The sequence below is a fragment of the Mariniflexile maritimum genome (assembly GCF_009746565.1).
Lineage (GTDB): Bacteria > Bacteroidota > Bacteroidia > Flavobacteriales > Flavobacteriaceae > Mariniflexile > Mariniflexile maritimum.
The window spans coordinates 1-18452 of sequence record NZ_WRPN01000013.1 but is presented as its reverse complement, the minus strand read 5'-3'; the positions used below and the strand labels follow the sequence as shown (position 1 = coordinate 18452).

Sequence of the window (18452 nt, the reverse complement as noted above, 5' to 3'; positions counted from 1 at the left end):
GACACAAATATAACTTTTCAAAATGAACAATAAAACTTATAATAGAATTTTTGGTTTTTTATCCGTTCTTTGCAAAAAAAATCAAGTCGGGCGCATTAAAATCAAGAACCTTGTTAAAAAACGAATTGGCACGAATTAAATGAGTTGGACGCATTTAAAATTAATGAAATTCGTGTTCTTAGTATTTTTAATGCCTTCGACCCTCAAAAAAAAGACTTTTGAATTACTTAACTGTTGAAAATATATCGAAATCGTACGGCGAGCTAACACTTTTCGAAAACATTTCCTTTAGCATCCATAAAGATCAAAAAATTGCCTTTGTTGCCAAAAATGGTACGGGAAAAACCTCTATTTTAAACATTATTTCTGGTGAAGATGAAGCCGATGCGGGCAGCGTTATTTACAGAAAGGACATTAAGGTGTCGTTCCTCTCGCAAGACCCAAAGTTAAACCCGGCCTTAACGGTTGAAGAAACCATTTTTGCGAGTGATAACCCTATTTTGAAAGTCATTCAGGATTATGAGCACGCGCTTCTAAATCCGGATGATGCCGATGCCTACCAAAAAGCCTTCGAACAGATGGAACAGCACCAGGCATGGGATTTTGAGACCCAATACAAACAGATACTTTTTAAACTTAAATTGGAGAATTTGAGCGAAAAAGTAAGTGCACTTTCGGGCGGACAAAAAAAACGCTTATCGTTGGCAAATGCCCTTATAAACAAACCCGACCTGCTCATTTTGGATGAGCCTACCAACCACCTTGACCTGGAAATGATTGAATGGTTGGAAGCTTTTTTCGCCAAGGAAAACATTACCTTGTTTATGGTGACGCACGACCGCTATTTTCTGGAACGTGTGTGCAACGAGATAATAGAATTGGATGAAGGGCAACTGTACAGTTATAAAGGTAATTATTCTTATTATCTTGAAAAACGCGAAGCCCGCATCGAGCAAACCGAAGTGGAAACAGGCAAAGCCAAACAACTTTTTAAGAAAGAATTGGAATGGATGCGCCGCCAACCCAAAGCCAGAACGACCAAATCGAAATCGCGTATCGACGATTTTCACGACATCAAGCACCGCGCCAGTCAGCGACGAAACGACCATGAAGTGCAACTGGAACTCAACATGGAACGTTTGGGCAGTAAGGTGGTCGAATTTCACAAGGTATCAAAAGCGTTTAAAGATAAGGTTATACTCCAGGGCTTTGAATACCTGTTTAAAAACGGCGAGCGCACCGGCATTATTGGAAAAAATGGCACGGGCAAAACCACCTTTTTAAACCTGTTAACGCAAACTACCAAGCCCGATGCAGGAAAAGTGGTGATTGGCGAAACCGTTAAATTTGGTTATTACACCCAAAACGGCATCACCATCAAGCCCGAGCAAAAGGTTATCGACGTAATTCGGGAGTTTGGCGATTATATTCCGCTTAAAAAAGGACGCCAAATAAGTGCACAGCAACTGTTGGAACGCTTTCTTTTTAGCAGAAAGAAGCAATACGATTTTGTTGAAAAGCTAAGTGGTGGCGAACGTAAACGCTTGTATTTGTGTACGGTTTTAATTCAGAATCCTAATTTTTTAATTCTGGATGAACCTACCAACGATTTGGATATTGTAACCTTAAATGTTTTGGAAAATTTCCTTCTGGACTTTCCCGGATGCGTTATTGTGGTATCGCACGACCGTTATTTTATGGATAAAGTGGTCGATCACCTATTTGTGTTTCGCGGGGATGGCATCATTGAGGATTTTCCCGGAAATTACACCGATTTTAGGGTGTACGATGATAGTCAACCCGCTGTTTCCAACACTTCGGAAGATAAAAAAGAAAAGAACGCTTGGAAAAAAACCGAAGCCAACAAACTATCCTTTAATGAGGAAAAGGAACTTAAAAACATTGAAAGTAAACTAAATGTCTTGGCTTTTGATAAAAAGGAATTGGAGGCCCAATTTCATAACCCCGATTTAACCCCAGAGAACATAAACAAGCTATCGGAAGCCTTGCAAAAAATTATTGATGAGATTGAAGCCAAAGAAACGCGCTGGTTTGAGTTGTCATCAAAATTGGAAGGTTAGTTAAGGGTTGCGCAGATAGACTCTGAAGTTTTTTGTATTGGTTTTCCCTTCTGAAAAAACGGCAACTGCAACTGCAAACTACTCCCGTATCTTCTTTTTGCGCAACTCAAAATTCTGGCCCAGATACACTTTGCGCACCATGGCGTCGTTTGCCAATTCCTCGGGTTCTCCAGCTTTTAGGATGCTGCCTTCAAACATTAAATAGGTACGGTCGGTAATGGCAAGTGTTTCTTGCACGTTGTGGTCGGTTATTAAAATGCCAATGTTCTTTTTGGTAAGTTGCGCTACAATGCGCTGAATATCTTCAACCGCAACAGGATCCACGCCCGCAAAAGGTTCGTCCAGTAATATAAAACTGGGGTCGGTTGCCAAAGCACGCGCAATTTCTGTACGACGGCGCTCGCCACCCGATAATAAATCGCCACGGCTTTTGCGAATATGGCCTAGACCAAACTCTTCAATGAGCGATTCCATTCTGAATTCCTGCTCTTTTTTGCTGAGTTTGGTAAGTTGCAGCACGCTTAATATATTGTCTTCAATACTTAGTTTCCTAAAAACGGAGGCTTCTTGTGCCAAATAACCAATGCCATTTTGTGCCCGTTTGTACATGGGGTACTGGGTTATTTCGGTTTTATCTAAAAAAATATGGCCGCCATTGGGTTTTATCAAGCCAACAATCATGTAGAACGACGTTGTTTTTCCAGCGCCATTAGGGCCTAAAAGACCTACAATTTCACCTTGGTTTACTTCAAGGGAAACGTTTTTTACCACTTGTCGCCCACTATACGACTTCATTAAATTTTCGGCTCTTAAAATCATATTTTTTGTATCAAGTTAAAGGATAAAACCTTCTTGTTTTGTTGCTTTTTTGTTGAATGGTTATTGGGTTATTAAGTTTTTAGTTATTAAGTCATTAAGTTATTGGTTATTTAGGCTTGACCAATTAATAACGAGTAACTAAATAACTGAACAACACATTCCATCCCAAACAATTTAATAACTGAACAACACATTCCATCCCAAACAATTTAATTACTGAACGCCAAAAATAGTAAAATGATATGATAATGATGGCGCACGTGAATTTAATATCCCTAGTTAGCCTTGTTGTTCCAGAGCATCCCAAAACTCGTAGGCCCGACGTAAGTGCGGTATAACAATAGTGCCCCCAACCAAGGTTGCAATACTTAATGCTTCAACCACTTCGGCTTTTTTCAAACCCAATTTATGGCTGGTTTCTAAATGGTACTTCACGCAATCATCGCATCGTAATACTGCCGAAGCCACCAAACCTAAAAGTTCCTTGGTTTTTACATCCAAGGCACCTTCCGCGTAAGCGTTGGTATCTAAATTAAAAATACGCTTGATTACTTTATTGTTGTCGGCCAAAATTTCGGCATTCATTTTAGAACGGTAGTCGTTAAACTCGGTAACTAGGTTAGGCATGCTTTTTTAATTTTCTGTTTTGGTTTCTTATAACAATTTTTGAAATGATGATGCTCGCTTCATACAGGATTAAAATGGGTATGGCAACAATAATTTGACTGGCTATATCGGGGGGCGTAATGATTGCCGATAAGACCAACACCAAAATTAAGGCATATTTTCGGTATTTTTTTAAGAATTCGGGCGTAACCAAGCCTATTTTGGTTAGAAAATAGATGATGATGGGAAGCTCGAAAATGATGCCCGAAGCCAGTACGGACGAGCGTACCAAACCAATGTAGGAGCTGATGTCAATTTGATTGTCAACCCGCGCGGAAATGCTATAATTTGCCAAAAAGTTAATGGATAAGGGCGTAATAATGTAATAGCCGAACAATGCTCCCGTAAAGAACAGTAAGGATGAAATGATTATAAAGCCACGGGAGTGTTTGCGTTCGTTTTCGTGCAAGCCAGGGCTTATGAATTTCCATAATTGGTAAATAATATAAGGAAACGCCATGATGAAACCACCTAAAATGGCGGTCCAAATATCTGCTGAAAATTGTCCTGCCATGGTTCTGTTCTGCAAAATAAGGGGCATTTCATCATTGCAGAAAGATGTTTCCACCTGCATATAAGTTGCTGTTTTGCATAACAGTTCGTAGGTTGGAAACGTCATGTCTAGGGGCGCAAAAATAATGTCCTCAAAAATAAACCGGCTAAAAATAAATGCCAAGGTAGCAACAATAACTACTGCCAGGGTTATTTTTATAAGGTGCCAGCGCAAATCTTCAAGATGGTCTAAAAACGACATCTCGTTTATGTTTTTTTTCGCCATTAGATTATGCCTTCTTTAATTAAATCGTGTAAATGCACCACACCGGCGTACAGGCCGTTTTCTTCAACCAAAAGTTGCGATATTTCATGGGCTTCCATCATTTCCAGGGCATCAATGGCCATGGCTTCGGCTGCAATGCGTTTGGGGTTGGTGCCCATAATATCCTGGGCAGTTAATTTTGAAAAATCATCTACTTTGGTAAGCATGCGCCGTAAGTCGCCATCGGTAATAATGCCAATTATTTTGTTGTTATCCACAACGGCGGTAACGCCTAACATGTTCTTGGATATTTCGATGATTACCTCCTTGATGTTTGTTGAGGCGCTAACTTTAGGTTTTTCGTTTACCGATGAAATATCCTGAACGCGCAAGTACAGTTTTTTTCCCAAAGCGCCCCCAGGGTGGTATTTGGCAAAGTCGTTGCTTGAAAAACCGCGCAGTTCCAGTAAGCAAATGGCCAATGCATCGCCAAGAACCAGTTGTGCGGTAGTGCTTGTGGTTGGTGCTAAATTATTGGGGCACGCTTCCTTTTCAACAAAAGCATTTAAGATATGATCGGCATGTTGCCCCAAAAACGAGTTGGTGTTGCCCGTTATGGCAACTATTTTGTTTTTGGTTCGTTTTATAAGTGGTATGAGTACCTTAATTTCGGGCGTATTTCCGCTTTTTGAAATGCAAATTACTACGTCATCATCAAGAATGAGCCCTAAATCACCGTGTATGGCATCGGCGGCATGCATAAAAACCGCTGGGGTTCCGGTAGAGTTTAAGGTGGCTACTATTTTGCTGGCGATAATGGCACTTTTGCCAATACCTGTAATGATTACGCGCCCTTTTGAATTGTAAATTAGGTTTACGGCATCGGCAAAATCATCATTTATCAAATTTGACAAGTTTAATATAGCTTTACTTTCTAATTCAATAGTTTGTTTTGCGATATTGATAATTGAACTGTTGTTATTCAAAATTTATTGATTTTTTTGGGTGATGCTTTTAAAGATTTTGTTATCTTTAATGTTGTCGATAAACAGGTTTTTATTGTAATTTCGATTTTCGTTACAAAACTAACGAAAAAATCATAAGAGCACTCTCTTAATACTTTAAAAATAAAGGCTCTTTGGTTTCATTGGTTTATATTTTTTAATTTTTAAATAAATTTTAATACTATTCATGTTAATAGCTAAAAATGACTTGCTAACCGCGCTAAAAAAATACTTTGGTTTTGGTAAGTTTAAAGGGTTGCAAGAAAGCGTTATAGAAAACATAGTTTCTGGAAATAACACCTTCGTTATTATGCCAACTGGCGGGGGCAAATCGCTTTGTTATCAATTACCGGCACTCATGCAAGAGGGTACGGCAATAGTGGTATCGCCTTTAATTGCTTTAATGAAAAACCAGGTGGACGCCATACGTGGGGTCTCAAATGAAGAAGGGATTGCCCATGTTTTGAATTCCTCATTGAACAAAACCGAAATTAAACGGGTTAAGGAAGATATTGTAAACGGCATTACCAAACTGTTGTATGTAGCGCCCGAATCGCTTACCAAAGAAGAAAATGTCGAGTTTTTACGCTCTGTAAAAGTGTCGTTTATGGCCATTGATGAGGCCCATTGCATTAGTGAATGGGGGCATGATTTCAGGCCCGAATATAGAAACCTAAAGCAGATTATTGGTCGAATTGGCGATAAAATCCCCATTATAGCATTAACAGCTACGGCCACTCCAAAAGTTCAGGAAGACATCATTAAAAACCTGGGCATAAGTGGCGCAAAAACCTTTAAGGCCTCGTTTAACAGACCCAATTTATATTATGAAGTACGGCCAAAAACCAAAAATGTTGATGCCGACATCATTCGATTTATAAAGCAAAACCAAGGAAAATCGGGCATTGTTTACTGTTTAAGCAGAAAGCGTGTTGAAGAACTCGCCCAGGTATTGCAAGTTAACGGAATTAAAGCGGTGCCTTACCATGCGGGGTTGGATGCCAAATCGCGTTCCAGCTACCAAGACCAATTCCTAATGGAAGATGTGGATGTGGTGGTAGCAACCATTGCCTTTGGCATGGGAATCGATAAACCCGATGTGCGTTTTGTAATCCACTACGACATCCCAAAAAGTATTGAAAGTTACTACCAAGAAACCGGTAGGGCAGGACGCGATGGCGGCGAAGGCCATTGTTTGGCGTTTTATGCCTATAAAGACATTGAAAAACTGGAAAAATTCATGTCGGGTAAACCTGTTGCCGAACAAGAAATAGGTCATGCCTTATTGCAGGAAGTCGTTGCATTTGCCGAAACATCCATTTCGCGCAGGAAATTTATTTTGCACTATTTTGGTGAAGAATTTGATAACGCCACAGGCGAAGGCGGTACCATGGACGACAACGTGCGGTTCCCCAAAAAGAAACATGAAGCCCAAGATGATGTTAAATTATTGTTGGAAACCATCGATGATACCAACGAAAAATACAAATCAAAAGATTTGGTTCATGTTATTACTGGCAAGGAAAACGCCCTGATAAATTCGCACAAAACCAATGAACAGCCATTTTTTGGCAAAGGCAGCAGCAAAGACAAAAAGTATTGGATGGCTTTATTGCGGCAAGTACTGGTTGCCGGTTTGCTAAAAAAAGACATTGAAACTTACGGGGTTATTAAATTAGCGCCATCTGGTAAGGATTTTATTAAAAATCCAACCTCGTTTATGATGACCGAAGACCACATTTTTGATGGCGAGCAGGAAGACGGCAGCATCATTGCCGCTGCAAAAACAGAAGGCGCCATAGCCGATCCCTTGTTAATGGACTTGCTAAAGGACTTGCGTAAAAAGAATGCCAAAAAATTAGGAGTGCCACCGTTCGTAATTTTTCAAGACCCTTCACTAGAGGATATGGCGTTAAAATATCCCATAACCATGATCGAGCTTGCCAACGTACATGGTGTGGGCGATGGCAAAGCCAAAAAGTACGGTAAAGATTTTATTGAGCTTATTGCCGCCTATGTGGAAGAGCACGACATCATCCGTCCAGACGATTTGGTCGTAAAATCAACGGGCAGTAATTCGTCCAATAAACTATACATCATCCAAAATATTGATAGAAAATTGCCATTGGACGACATTGCTTCTTCCAAAGGCATGACCATGGAAGAGTTTATTAAGGAAATGGAAGCCATCGTTTATTCGGGCACCAAATTGAACATTAATTATTGGATTGACGAAATTTTAGATGAAGACCAGCAAGAGGAAATCCACGATTATTTTATGGAATCCAAAACCGATAGCATCGATGCCGCCATTAAGGAATTTGATGGCAGTTATGAAGATGAAGAACTTCGTTTGTACCGAATCAAATTTATTAGTGAAGTAGCTAATTGATTTTTAAGGTTAAAAGTGAACGGTTAAAAGTGAAAAAGTTTTCTGGTTTTTCAGCTTTCCGTCTTTGCGCGATATTTATCTTCAGGTTGAACAATCTTCTGTAAAACTCTGTTTGTAGTTTCTAAAAATCCGTAATTCGTAAATCGTAACTCAAAAATCATCCTTATCTTTGTCCCTTCATAAAAAAAGAACAGCATGCAAGACGGATTATACGCAAAATTCAACACAACAAAAGGAAACATTCTAGTTGCTTTAGAATACAAAAAAACACCAGGAACGGTAGGTAACTTTGTGGCTCTGGCCGAAGGGAACCTAGAAAACAAAGTGAAACCTCAAGGCACCCCGTATTATGATGGCTTAAAATTCCATAGGGTAATTCCAGATTTTATGATTCAAGGAGGTTGCCCACAGGGTACTGGCACCGGCGATCCGGGATATAAATTTGACGATGAGTTCCATCCCGATTTAAAACACGATGGGCCTGGGGTTCTATCTATGGCAAATGCGGGCCCGGGCACCAATGGTAGCCAATTTTTTATAACGCACATAGAAACAGCGTGGTTGGATAACAAACACACGGTTTTTGGTAAAGTAGTGGAAGGGCAGGATGTTGTGGATGCGATTAAGCAAGGCGATATAATTGATAGCCTGGAAATTTTAAGGGTTGGCGCCGATGCGGAAGCTTACAATGCTGTTGAAGCTTTTAGAACTTTTGAGGGTTCTAGGGAAAAAAGAATGGCTGAAGCCAAAAAAGCGGCCGAGGCCTTATTGGATACCTTAGCAGCCGGTTTTAACAAAACTGAAAGTGGGTTGCGCTATCAAATCATTCAAAAGGGTACTGGGGCAAAAGCCGAAAAAGGCAAAAATGTATCGGTACACTATAAAGGGCAACTGGCCGATGGTACTGTTTTCGATTCATCGTACAAACGTAATGCGCCCATTGAGTTTCCACTTGGCGTAGGACAGGTTATTTCTGGTTGGGATGAAGGTATTCAACTTTTAAGGGTAGGCGATAAGGCACGCTTTGTAATCCCTAGTCATTTGGGCTACGGCAGCCGAGGAGCTGGTGGGGTTATTCCACCCGATGCGACCCTGATTTTTGATGTAGAGTTAATGAACGTTAAATAACTGTCGTAAAAAATAAACTTTTCAAAAAGCATCTTAGTTTTAGGATGCTTTTTTGTTTGGCTAAAAAAGGCCAGTACTTCTCTTTAAAACTAATTTTTTTTAGGTTAATCGATTATTTTTTAACCTAAAAATTGCTAGGGCTACTTTTGTGCCGTGAAAAGCATAAAAGAAACCTGTTTTTATAACGAGGTTATAAAAGAACTTATTTACCCATTTGGAAACATATTTATTTTTCAAGGGTTTGTGGTTTCTGAAATTAATAGGGGCGTTATTTTTAATTGGGAAGACCACGGGAAAATTATTACCGAAGATATCGCCTGTTTTCTGGGCACCAACGGGGGCGACCTCATATATATTTCCAATAGAATCCATCCTTACTCGGTTTTTGTGACCGATTGGTTCAAATTTTTCAACAACAGTTATAGCTTAAAAAGTTACTTTATCGTTTCGCAAAATGCCATTGGCATTGTAAATTCTCTAATTGAAAATCTTTTTTTCAGTACTAAAATAAAGCGATTCAGGAACATAGAAATGGCCGTAAACTACATAAAAACCGGTTTGGTTGAAATTGCCTGACAATTCTTTATATTTATCAAAAAAAAAACGGTTCCCAAAATATTTATAATGTATGATTAGAGCTGTAACCCCAAACGATGCGAAACAGTTGGCTGCCATTTATAACCATTATGTGTTGAACACGGTGGTTACTTTTGATGATGTGCCGTTTTCTGAAGAAGAATTTAGGCACAAAATAGCCGGCATTGTTTCAAATTACCCCTTTTTTGTTTTTGAGGAAGGTGCTAAAATTTTAGGATATGCTTACGCCAATAAATGGCGCGAAAAACCCGCTTACAGGCATACCGTTGAAAGTACCGTGTATGTTCACCATGAAGCGCAAGGCCAACAAATTGGTTATAAACTTTACGCCCAACTTTTAAACTATTTGAAAGCGCAAGAGTGCCATGTGGTTGTTGGGGGCCTTACCTTGCCAAATGAAGCTAGTGTAAAGCTCCATGAAAAATTCGGATTTAAGCAAGTGGCCCATTTTAAAGAAGTTGGGTTAAAATTTAACCGATGGCTCGATGTGGGTTTTTGGCAGTTAACCTTTTAATCAAACGATCTAAGAAAACTAAAAAGCCATATTAACCTTTCCACTTAATATTGCAGCCAATACTAGGCTTTTGTACTGCTGTATTAACTTTGTTTTCAATCAAACAATCCAATGCATGTCTTAAATCGCGACCAGAAACCGGTAAAGCATTTCCTGGTCTCGAATCGTCCAATTGTCCCCTGTAAACCAATTTTAAATGGGTGTCGAACACAAAAATATCGGGGGTGCAGGCCGCATCATAAGCCTTTGCTGTGGCTTGACTTTCATCGTATAGATAAGGAAATGGGTAGTTTTCAGTGGTGGCATGCAGCTTCATCTTATCGGGGCCGTCTTGAGGGTATTTAATGGCGTCATTACTTGAAATAGCGGCAAAACCAATACCTTTTTTTGAGTAGTGGCTAGCGATGGCAACAAGTTCTTTGTTTATATGAATTACAAACGGACAGTGGTTGCAAATAAATAGAATAACGGTTCCTTTTTTGCCCCTGATGGTTTCTAAATCTACAAGCGAATCGCTAATGGTGTCGGGTAATTTAAAATAAGGTGCTTTTGTACCTAAAGGTAGCATGTTTGAGGGTGTATTTGCCATGGCTATAAGTTTTTTTACAAAGTTCGGTATAATTTGTATTTTTAAAAAATGAAAACAACTATCGCATTTGAAGATTTTTCAAAAATGGATTTGCGTATTGGAACTATTTTAGAAGTGAAAGATTTTCCGGAAGCAAACAATCCATCCTACCAACTTACCATTGATTTTGGCGATTTGGGAATAAAAAAATCGTCGGCACAAATAACTACGCTGTATAAAATAGATGATTTATTAGGAAAGCAGATTGTTGCCGCTATAAACCTTCCTAAAAAACAAATTGCCAAATTTATGAGCGATTGTTTGGTTTTAGGTGCGGTAAATGGTAAGGACGTTATTCTTTTAAAACCAGAAATTAAAGTGAAAAACGGAAGCGTAATAAGCTAAAAAAAACCGCTACAAAAGTAGCGGCTTGGTAAGTTTTAAATATTAAATATCGTCAAATTCTATATCGGTAAAACTTTCCGTTGACGTGTTCAGTTCGCCATTTTCAGTTAAAGTTTCGCCTTCGTATTCCTTTTTGAAATCTTTTTGGTGGCGTTCACTAATTACTTCATCGCCTTTTTCATCAATGATATAAGCCGTCATTTCATTTAAAATGTCATTAAACTCTTGAAAATCTTCTTTATAAATATAAATTTTGTGTTTTTTGTAGTGAAATGAACCATCGTCATTAGTGAATTTTTTACTTTCGGTAATGGTTAAGTAATAATCATCTGCTTTTGTAGATCTTACATCAAAAAAATATGTGCGTCTTCCTGCCCTTAATACTTTAGAAAAAATCTCCTCTTTCTCCATCATGTCATTATTGTTCATATTTTATAGGAATTTAATAGGTTATCAATTTATACCAAAAATCTAAAAAAAACAGATACTAACCAACAAATAATGCCATTTCTTTTTTAAATAACGATGTTTATTGCATTAAATATAATGTGGAATAAAGGCTATTGTGTTAAAAATCAGCGTGTTTAATCTTTATTGGAAGCGGTTTCACTTAATTGTTTAAGGTACAAGTGTTGGTAATAGCCCTCTACGTTTATAAGCGATTCGTGGGTGCCTTCCTGAACAATGGCACCATTATCGAGCACAATAATTTTGTGGGCATTTTTAGCCGAAGAAACCCGGTGGCCAACAATGATGGCCGTTTTGCCTTGGGTGATTTTTATTAAGTTTTTTAGTATTTTTTCCTCGGTTTCGGTATCAACGGCCGATAGGCAATCATCAAACAATAAAATTTCGGGAGCCTTAATTATGGCGCGCGCTATAGAAACCCGTTGCTTCTGCCCACCAGAAAGAGTAATGCCACGTTCGCCTAAAATGGTATCGTACCCTTTGTTGAAATTAATGATGTTTTTATGAACTTGGGCGTTTTTGGCCGCATCAATAACTTCATCATCGGTAGCATCGGGTTTTCCAAATTTAATGTTGTTTTTTATACTATCCGAAAACAAAAAGGCATCTTGAGGCACGTAGCCTATACTATTTCTTAAACAGGTTAGATTATGGTTTTTAATGGGGATGTCGTTAATTAAAATAGTGCCATTATCAATATCGTACAGTCGGCCTATTAAATCTAAAATCGTCGATTTTCCAGAACCTGTCTTGCCCAATATGGCCAGGGTTTCACCTTCCTTTATATGAAAACTTACGTTGTTTAACGCTTGAATATTGGTATCATCGTAGGTGAAGGATACCTTGTTAAATTTAATGCCGCCCCTAATTTCAGTAGGAACTTCCACCGTATTTTTTATTTCTGGTTCCAGTTTTAAAAATTCGTTGATGCGTTTTTGCGATGCTTCGGCCTGTTGTACTATGGATGTTACCCAGCCTACCGTAGCTACGGGCCATGTAAGCATGTTAACGTAAATGATAAATTCGGCAATAGTGCCCAAACTTTCAATTTCGCCGTTAATGTATTGCATACCGCCAATATAAATAACCAGTAAATTGCTGGCGCCAATAAGCAAAATCATCATGGGAAAAAACCACGCTTGTACTTTGGCTAAGCTAATTTGCTTTTCCTTGCTTTCCGCTGAAAGCGATTTGAAGTTTACCGAAGTCTGTGGCTCGATGCCATAGGCCTTTATTACCGAAATGCCACTAAACGATTCTTGGGTAAACGCCGAAAGTTTCGATAAGAACTGTTGAACAATGGTGCTTCGGTTATGGATTTCCTTACTTAGCTTATAGATTACAATGGATAATAGTGGTAACGGCAAAACGGTGTATAGGGCCAGTTTTGGCGCTTCGTTGAACATGTAAATTAAGGCAATAACAAACAGGGTTACCGTGTTGATGCTGTACATGATGGCGGGTCCCGCATACATGCGTACATTACCAACATCTTCGCTAATGCGGTTCATTAAATCGCCGGTCCTGTTTTTTTTGTAGAAATTCAGGGAAAGCTTTTGGTATTGGTCGTAAATTTCGTTTTTTAAATCGTATTCAATATAGCGCGAAACGTTAATGATGTATTGACGCATAAAAAACGTAAGGATGGCCGCAATTATCGAGGCTCCCACAATGTACAGGATTACCTCGGTTAATTCTGCTTTTACGGCCTGTTCATTAAAGGTGCCTTCTAAATGTTTTTCAATAACAACAAAAATTTCCCGAACGTAACGTGGGGTAAACAATAAAAAAATACGGGCTATAACGGTAATTAAAATGCCCAATAAAAGTTGCTTTTTATATTTAAAAAAGTATTTGTTTAAGTGCTGTAATTCTTTCATTTAAGGCTGTAATCAATCAAGAAAAGTAAGTTGCAAATATAAAGTTTTAATGGTATAAATAGCCAGCATTGTGTTTTGTTATTGTTAAAAATACCATAAAGTATTTAATAAATAATAAACCAAAAAAGATGGAGCCACTTTTTAAAATAATATTATTTTTGCAGCTCGAAACTCTAAAATGTTCGTCTTTATTAATTAAAGTTCATTGTAATTATGCTAAACAGAAGACATATTCGCGTAAAAGTAATGCAAACCTTGTATGCCTTTAAGGGCGGTGAAAGTGACGATTTTAGTAAAGACCAAAAATTCTTGCTTTTCAGTATTGATAACATGTACAATTTGTACCTTTTGCTGCTTTCATTGCTTTTGGAAGTTCACAAGCGGGCCGAGGCCGATATAAAAAAGAAGCAAAAGAAACATTTGGCAACCAAGGAAGACAAAGATCCTAACCGCAAGTTTATAAACAACGAATTACTGGCACTTTTACAGGGCAACTTTCAGTTAAAAAACCAATTGGAAATTCATGGCATTACAAATTGGCAACTGGATAGCGAATATGTGGACATTATCTTTAAAGCCATTACTGCCAGCGAGATTTACAAGGATTACATGAAAACAAGGGTGTCCGATTTTAAGGAAGATAAAGATTTTATAGTAGATGTTTTTAAGGAAATTATTGCGCCAAACGATAAACTTTATGACTATTTGGAAGATAAGAACCTAACCTGGCTCGATGATTTACCAACCGTAAACACCACCATTTTAAAGTTATTGCGAAAGGCAAAAGCATCCGTTACCGACGATTATTTTACCCCAAAACTGTACAAAGATGCCGATGATAAGCAATATGCCATCGACCTGTTCAAAAAAACCTTGTTAAACAGAACCGCCATCAATAAGGAAATTGAGCAAAAAACACAAAACTGGGATACCGATCGAATTGCGCTTGTGGACCATGTGTTGCTCCAAATGGCCATTTGCGAACTGAAAAACTTTCCGTCCATTCCCGTTAAGGTTACTTTAAACGAATACCTTGAAATTGCCAAGGAATATTCAACCCCAAAAAGCAGTATTTTTATCAATGGTATTTTAGATAAATTGGTCAAGGAATATGAGGATGCCGGCACTTTGAAAAAGATAGGGCGCGGTTTGCTGTAAATTTGTGTTAAGAAGCTATTAAAACTTTTCAATCGATTAAATAATTCCTATTTTTACCACTTCAATATTAAAAGATTTTTTAAATGAAAAAACTGATATTTGGATTTTGTTTGCTCAACGTTATGGCTTTCACCTCTTGTAAAGACAACGCGAGCAATAAAGTGCATGAAGCGAATGTAACGGCCGCCGCTGAAAGAGATGCCAACGCCTTAAAGTTTCCTGTAATTGAATTTAACGAAACCGAGCACGATTTTGGAGCAATAGAACGAAACCAACCCGTTGAGACAACCTTTAGCTATAAAAATACGGGCAACGCCCCTTTGGTAATAACCGATATAAAAACCTCGTGCGGCTGTACCGTTCCAGAAGGTTGGAGCAAAGACCCGTTGGCACCAGGTGAAACGGGGTCGTTTTCAATTAAGTTTAACGGCAGTGGCTCAAACAAAATTACCAAAACCATTACCGTTTCCGCAAATACCGAAAAAGGTTCGGAAGTGGTTAAAATTACAGCGTTCGTAAAACCGGACCCAAATGAAAATCCAGCTGCTGCAGCAGTTCATTAAATAACTAACAAATAACTAAAAAACAATGGGAGAAGGAGGTTTCGGTAGTTTATTACCGTTTATTCTAATGTTCGTGGTCGTGTATTTCTTCATGATTGCGCCACAAATGAAACGTGCAAAAAAAGAGAAGAAGTTTAACGCCGAATTACAAAAAGGCGATAAAATAATTACAAAAAGCGGTTTGCACGGTAAAATTTTAGAACTTAATGATAAAGACCAAACATGCATAATTGAAACCATGTCTGGGAAAGTAAAGTTTGAGCGTTCTGCCATTTCAATGGAACTGAGCGCAAAAGCCAACGCAGCATCATAGCAAGGCGTTTTTTACAAGTACAAAGGCTTCCTAATGGGAAGCTTTTTTTGTTTGAAACCGTTCATATTACAACATGTTGTAACATTCACTTTTATTTTTCAACCTAACTTTCCTGTTTTGTTTTTCTTACTGAAATTTGGGCATTGGGTTTTTTAAATTCTGGGGTGGTGCGTTGTTTATTGCACTATTAACGTCTGTAATTTGCCAGTGGCGGCCATTTTTCGTAAATTTGCACCATGCGAAAAGGAATCCATGAATCACAAAACAGTAGAATCTTCAATTTTAACTTCTTAGTTTTTAGAACCCAATCGGCTAAATTCATCCCTCCCAGTTTCACCTCCTAAACCGTTTTTAGCCAATTAATACGTTAACGAAACAAGTATTTACCGGCAAAATTTTAATAATATGGTTTAATCATTAACAGAATAATGGTTAAGCCAGTTCCAAACCATAACCATCTAGCTTTTGGTTCGTTTACAAAAACCAAAGCTATGGGTTATTTATATGCGAACCTTCAACAAAACACCTTACATGAAACCAATATATATCAAACGAAAAACAACTTACGAAAAACGCCACAGTGTAAAAATGGGCGAGCTAACCACCAAGGTTATCTATATTAAAAAGTACTTTTTTGGACTGCCCATTAAAACGCTGCACAAATACAGAGAAACCTATTATGGCGAAACAAAAGACTGCAAAGACTGTGTGTTGTTTGTTTAAAAAATGAATTTGCGCATTACATTTCACCATAAAAAAATCAATAAATATAACAAATGAAAGTATTAGTAATTGGAGCGGGCAACATGGGGCTTACCTATGCCGAAGGTATGTCGAAGTCAAAATTGTTGAAAAAGAAAAACATCATGGTTTTGGACAAGTCGGAAGAAAAACTGGAAGCACTCCATCAAATAGCCCATTTTGATGCGTTTAACGAACTGAAAGACTGTGTTCCAGATGCAGATATTATTTTCATTGCCGTAAAGCCCTATCATGCCGAAAGCGTGTTCAAGGCCATGAAACCCTACGTGCAGCCCCAGCAAATTGTGGTTTCAATTATGGCGGGCGTTACCATTAACTCCATAAAAGAACTTACAGGTTTAACAAAAATTGTAAGGGCCATGCCAAACTTGCCGGCACAAATAGGCGAGGGTTTAACATCGTATGTGATTTCGCCCGAAATTTCCAGAATTGAAATGTTAACCGTTGAAAGTTTGCTCGATACCACGGGTAAATCGATACGGGTAAGCAGTGAAAACTTTATCGATGCCTCTACCGGAATTTCTGGAAGTGGCCCTGCCTACGTGTTTTATTTTATGCAAAGCATGATGGAAGCTGCCTTGCAAATGGGCTTTTCAAAAAACGACTCTACGGTTTTGGTAAGCCAAACCTTTACGGGTGCGGTCGCGCTTTTTAACCAATCCAATTTATCACCAAACTCCTGGATGGAAAAGGTAGCTTCAAAAGGCGGTACCACGCGTGCAGCCCTCGACTCCATGCAGGATAATAACGTAAACGAACTTATTAAAGAAGCCGCTTTTGCTGCCTTTAACCGTGCGGTAGAATTAGGTAAAGCATATTAAAATGTATAAAGAAAGAATAGTAATAAAAGTTGGCACCAATGTAATGACCAACAAAAACAATAGAATTGTAAGGCCTGTGTTGCGTAATTTGGTCAAGCAAATAGCCGAATTGTACGAGCGCGACATCATTTGCTTGCTTGTTTCGTCGGGTTCGGTTATTGCCGGACGTGAGGTTTTGGGGAAATCGAAAATAGAGGATACCACCCAACGCCGCCAAGTGTATTCGGCTATTGGGCAACCCCGTATGATGCGTTTATACTATAATATTTTTCATGATTATGGTATGAAGTGTGCCCAAGTGCTCCCTACCAAGCGCGATTTTAGCCCGGGTGTGCACCGCCAAAATATGATCAATTGCTGTGAAGGCTTATTGGCAGAAGGCGTTATTCCTATTGCAAATGAAGATGATGCCGTATCGGTTACCATGTCTATGTTTTCTGATAACGATGAGCTGGCAAGTCTTATTGCGCAACTTATAAATGCCGACAAATTAATAATTTTAACCGATATTGACGGACTTTACACAGGGCACCCCGATGCAGAAAACAGCGACTTGATACAAAACGTTAACCCGCACGACGACCTAAATAAGTTTATTAAAGACAGCAATAAAACCGAAGGTGAAGGTCGTGGCGGCATGGGCTCCAAGCTGGATTTTGCCCAAAAAGCAGCGGCAAACAACATACCCACCTACATTGTAAACGGAAAGACCGATAATGTGATCATTGATATTATAAACGGAAAGCCTGTTGGCACGAAAGTATCGCTTTGAGGTTTTTGTGTTTTATAGTTCAGTTCTTTGTTAGCCACAGTTTTTTTATTAAATTGCTATTCAAAAATACCACGAGCTTTTAAATATCCGTTTTTCTTATTTTCAAAAAGTTCTTTTATAGATTCACCATTTATTCCGCTCCAAGTTCCGTCATCATTCTTTTTTACTGGATCATACATATATTTTTGAAGATAAAATTCATTTTCGTTTTCCGATTTTGAAATATACATTATTGCATATTCATATTTTTCAAATTTTGGTCGTCCGTAATGGTCGTAAACAAGAAATGAAATGGTGTCCTTTTTAAAATTATTGAATAATGATTTTTCAATTTGGTATTTTGCTTTAAATCGTTGGTCAAAATAAATGACTTTTTGAACAACAGTATCTCCATCAATTCCAATAAACTTTTCTGTTGCAGTAGTGTCTCTTTCAAAAATTTTTACTGACATTTTTTTTCCGATAAATGCAAATAAATTTATTTCATTATTCTCCGAGTAGAAATCAGATTCGGTTTTGTTTTTAGTCGATTTACAACTTGATATTAAAAAAAAAATCCTAGTATTAAAAGGTAACGATTCATTTTTTAAATTGTGGCTAACGGTTTCGGCTCGTATGTTTACGGCAGGGTCGTTAATTGAATTTAAAAATAGTAAATTTTTGATTAATAATGCAAGTAAAAATAGAAGGGATAGAGAGGTCTCGGCTAGATACACAGGTTTATCGTGATATCGTTTCATAGAAATCCCACCCTTCTATAATTTTCTTGGAATCTGGACAGTAC

General features: G+C 38.2%; 20 protein-coding genes. 12 read left to right on the top strand and 8 right to left on the bottom strand.

Annotated elements, in window-relative coordinates; translation table 11 throughout:
- Positions 1–218: 218 nt before the first annotated feature.
- The gene (locus GQO80_RS14075; protein ID WP_157209008.1) at positions 219–2081 is read left to right on the top strand and encodes an ABC-F family ATP-binding cassette domain-containing protein; all 1863 of its coding nucleotides are present in this window, start codon (positions 219–221) and stop codon (positions 2079–2081) included.
- A 78-nt stretch (positions 2082–2159) separates the two neighbouring features.
- Here GQO80_RS14075 and lptB read toward each other — a convergent pair whose 3' ends face one another.
- From lptB to GQO80_RS14055, 4 genes are all read right to left on the bottom strand, one after another.
- A complete protein-coding gene (gene lptB / locus GQO80_RS14070; RefSeq protein ID WP_157209007.1) occupies positions 2160–2900 on the bottom strand; it encodes an LPS export ABC transporter ATP-binding protein in 741 nt (246 codons plus the stop codon).
- A gap of 279 nt (positions 2901–3179) precedes the next feature.
- Positions 3180–3527 carry a carboxymuconolactone decarboxylase family protein gene (locus tag GQO80_RS14065; RefSeq protein ID WP_157209006.1) on the bottom strand — a complete coding sequence of 116 codons (348 nt, stop codon included), beginning with the start codon at positions 3525–3527 and terminating at the stop codon, positions 3180–3182.
- Complete coding sequence (tatC, locus tag GQO80_RS14060) at positions 3520–4344, bottom strand: twin-arginine translocase subunit TatC (protein ID WP_157209005.1); 825 nt, start codon at positions 4342–4344, stop codon at positions 3520–3522. Before tatC ends, GQO80_RS14065 begins: the two co-directional genes overlap by 8 nt.
- Positions 4344–5309, bottom strand: a complete 966-nt coding sequence (locus GQO80_RS14055; protein WP_157209004.1) for a KpsF/GutQ family sugar-phosphate isomerase — start codon at positions 5307–5309, stop codon at positions 4344–4346. Before GQO80_RS14055 ends, tatC begins: the two co-directional genes overlap by 1 nt.
- 205 nt (positions 5310–5514) lie before the next feature.
- Between GQO80_RS14055 and GQO80_RS14050 the strand changes: the two genes are divergently transcribed.
- The 4 genes from GQO80_RS14050 to GQO80_RS14035 all read left to right on the top strand — a co-directional run bounded on the left by GQO80_RS14050 (position 5515) and on the right by GQO80_RS14035 (position 9958).
- Positions 5515–7719 (top strand): RecQ family ATP-dependent DNA helicase, encoded by a 2205-nt coding sequence (locus GQO80_RS14050; RefSeq protein ID WP_157209003.1) that lies wholly within the window; start codon positions 5515–5517, stop codon positions 7717–7719.
- Between the two features lie 195 nt (positions 7720–7914).
- Complete coding sequence (locus GQO80_RS14045) at positions 7915–8847, top strand: peptidylprolyl isomerase (protein ID WP_157209002.1); 933 nt, start codon at positions 7915–7917, stop codon at positions 8845–8847.
- Positions 8848–9000: 153 nt separating this feature from the next.
- The gene (locus GQO80_RS14040; RefSeq protein WP_157209001.1) at positions 9001–9423 is read left to right on the top strand and encodes a hypothetical protein; all 423 of its coding nucleotides are present in this window, start codon (positions 9001–9003) and stop codon (positions 9421–9423) included.
- Between the two features lie 52 nt (positions 9424–9475).
- Entirely contained in the window at positions 9476–9958 is a 483-nt protein-coding gene (locus GQO80_RS14035; protein WP_157209000.1) for a GNAT family N-acetyltransferase, read from the top strand.
- 31 nt (positions 9959–9989) lie between these two features.
- Here GQO80_RS14035 and GQO80_RS14030 read toward each other — a convergent pair whose 3' ends face one another.
- Entirely contained in the window at positions 9990–10547 is a 558-nt protein-coding gene (locus GQO80_RS14030; protein ID WP_157208999.1) for a thioredoxin family protein, read from the bottom strand.
- A 48-nt stretch (positions 10548–10595) separates the two neighbouring features.
- Here GQO80_RS14030 and GQO80_RS14025 point away from each other — a divergent pair, with 48 nt between their 5' ends.
- Positions 10596–10931: a tRNA-binding protein gene (locus GQO80_RS14025; protein ID WP_157208998.1), complete on the top strand. Its 336-nt coding sequence runs from the start codon at positions 10596–10598 to the stop codon at positions 10929–10931.
- A gap of 42 nt (positions 10932–10973) precedes the next feature.
- Here GQO80_RS14025 and GQO80_RS14020 read toward each other — a convergent pair whose 3' ends face one another.
- On the bottom strand, positions 10974–11360 hold the full coding sequence (locus tag GQO80_RS14020; RefSeq protein WP_157208997.1) for a PUR family DNA/RNA-binding protein: 387 nt from the start codon (positions 11358–11360) through the stop codon (positions 10974–10976).
- Between the two features lie 155 nt (positions 11361–11515).
- Positions 11516–13279: an ABC transporter ATP-binding protein gene (locus GQO80_RS14015; RefSeq protein ID WP_157208996.1), complete on the bottom strand. Its 1764-nt coding sequence runs from the start codon at positions 13277–13279 to the stop codon at positions 11516–11518.
- 213 nt (positions 13280–13492) lie between these two features.
- Here GQO80_RS14015 and nusB point away from each other — a divergent pair, with 213 nt between their 5' ends.
- From nusB to proB, 6 genes are all read left to right on the top strand, one after another.
- A complete protein-coding gene (nusB, locus tag GQO80_RS14010; protein ID WP_232333196.1) occupies positions 13493–14437 on the top strand; it encodes a transcription antitermination factor NusB in 945 nt (314 codons plus the stop codon).
- Between the two features lie 83 nt (positions 14438–14520).
- Positions 14521–15000, top strand: coding sequence for a DUF1573 domain-containing protein (locus GQO80_RS14005; protein WP_157208995.1), 480 nt, complete (start codon positions 14521–14523; stop codon positions 14998–15000).
- A 25-nt stretch (positions 15001–15025) separates the two neighbouring features.
- Positions 15026–15313, top strand: a complete 288-nt coding sequence (yajC, locus tag GQO80_RS14000; protein WP_157208994.1) for a preprotein translocase subunit YajC — start codon at positions 15026–15028, stop codon at positions 15311–15313.
- Between the two features lie 531 nt (positions 15314–15844).
- Positions 15845–16036 carry a hypothetical protein gene (locus tag GQO80_RS13995; protein ID WP_157208993.1) on the top strand — a complete coding sequence of 64 codons (192 nt, stop codon included), beginning with the start codon at positions 15845–15847 and terminating at the stop codon, positions 16034–16036.
- A 53-nt stretch (positions 16037–16089) separates the two neighbouring features.
- A complete protein-coding gene (gene proC, locus GQO80_RS13990) occupies positions 16090–16896 on the top strand; it encodes a pyrroline-5-carboxylate reductase (RefSeq protein ID WP_157208992.1) in 807 nt (268 codons plus the stop codon).
- Position 16897: 1 nt separating this feature from the next.
- Positions 16898–17668, top strand: coding sequence for a glutamate 5-kinase (proB, locus tag GQO80_RS13985; RefSeq protein WP_157208991.1), 771 nt, complete (start codon positions 16898–16900; stop codon positions 17666–17668).
- 56 nt (positions 17669–17724) lie between these two features.
- Here the strand turns inward: proB and GQO80_RS13980 are convergent, their stop codons facing one another.
- A complete protein-coding gene (locus GQO80_RS13980) occupies positions 17725–18120 on the bottom strand; it encodes a hypothetical protein (protein ID WP_157208990.1) in 396 nt (131 codons plus the stop codon).
- Positions 18121–18452 lie beyond the last annotated feature (332 nt).